This window comes from Psychrobacter sp. A3 (genome assembly GCF_028823565.1).
Taxonomy (GTDB): Bacteria; Pseudomonadota; Gammaproteobacteria; order Pseudomonadales; family Moraxellaceae; genus Psychrobacter; species Psychrobacter celer.
Genome location: NZ_JAPEHS010000151.1, coordinates 1 through 1,670 on the forward strand (window position 1 = coordinate 1; position 1,670 = coordinate 1,670).

The 1,670-nt window shown below is 50.2% G+C and carries 1 rRNA gene; it reads right to left on the reverse strand.

Annotated elements, in window-relative coordinates:
• Positions 1–1,504 (reverse strand): 16S ribosomal RNA (locus NK638_RS12210); the annotation flags it as partial.
• Positions 1,505–1,670: the final 166 nt, after the last annotated feature.

Sequence of the window (1,670 nt, forward strand, 5' to 3'; positions counted from 1 at the left end):
CTACCTTGTTACGACTTCACCCCAGTCATCAACCACACCGTGGTGATCGCCCTCACTAAGTTAGGCTAACCACTTCTGGTGCAATCAACTCCCATGGTGTGACGGGCGGTGTGTACAAGGCCCGGGAACGTATTCACCGCGGCATTCTGATCCGCGATTACTAGCGATTCCTACTTCATGGAGTCGAGTTGCAGACTCCAATCTGGACTACGATAGGCTTTTTGAGATTCGCATCACATCGCTGTGTAGCTGCCCTCTGTACCTACCATTGTAGCACGTGTGTAGCCCTGGTCGTAAGGGCCATGATGACTTGACGTCGTCCCCGCCTTCCTCCAGTTTGTCACTGGCAGTATCCTTAGAGTTCCCGGCTTAACCCGCTGGTAACTAAGGACAAGGGTTGCGCTCGTTGCGGGACTTAACCCAACATCTCACGACACGAGCTGACGACAGCCATGCAGCACCTGTATTCTAATTCCCGAAGGCACTCCCGCATCTCTGCAGGATTCTAGATATGTCAAGACCAGGTAAGGTTCTTCGCGTTGCATCGAATTAAACCACATGCTCCACCGCTTGTGCGGGCCCCCGTCAATTCATTTGAGTTTTAACCTTGCGGCCGTACTCCCCAGGCGGTCTACTTATTGCGTTAGCTGCGTCACTAAGTCCTCAAGGGACCCAACGACTAGTAGACATCGTTTACGGCGTGGACTACCAGGGTATCTAATCCTGTTTGCTACCCACGCTTTCGAACCTCAGTGTCAGTATGATGCCAGGAAGCTGCCTTCGCCATCGGTATTCCTCCAGATCTCTACGCATTTCACCGCTACACCTGGAATTCTACTTCCCTCTCACCTACTCTAGCTTAACAGTATCAGATGCAGTTCCCAGGTTAAGCCCGGGGATTTCACATCTGACTTATCAAGCCACCTACGCTCGCTTTACGCCCAGTAATTCCGATTAACGCTTGCACCCTCTGTATTACCGCGGCTGCTGGCACAGAGTTAGCCGGTGCTTATTCTGCAGCTAATGTCATCGCTAACGGGTATTAACCGTTAGGTCTTCTTCACTGCTTAAAGTGCTTTACAACCAAAAGGCCTTCTTCACACACGCGGCATGGCTGGATCAGGGTTGCCCCCATTGTCCAATATTCCCCACTGCTGCCTCCCGTAGGAGTCCGGGCCGTGTCTCAGTCCCGGTGTGGCTGATCATCCTCTCAGACCAGCTACAGATCGTCGCCTTGGTAGGCCTTTACCCCACCAACTAGCTAATCCGACTTAGGCTCATCTAATAGCGAGAGCAACAAGTTGCCCCCTTTCTCCCGTAGGACGTATGCGGTATTAATTCGAGTTTCCCCGAGCTATCCCCCACTACTAGGTAGATTCCTAAGTGTTACTCACCCGTCCGCCGCTCGACGCCTGGGAGCAAGCTCCCATCGTTTCCGCTCGACTTGCATGTGTTAAGCCTGCCGCCAGCGTTCAATCTGAGCCATGATCAAACTCTTCAGTTTAATCTTTCTGAAGCCTTTACCTATAAATAGGAAGATGACTTCTAATCTTGGCTCATTTATCTAGCAAATCGCTTAAAATTATGTTCGTAATGAATTAACTTTGAGTTTTTCTGCTGAGTAAATGATAATTTTTATAGTTAGAATTAACTCCCGAAAAGAAGTCAAA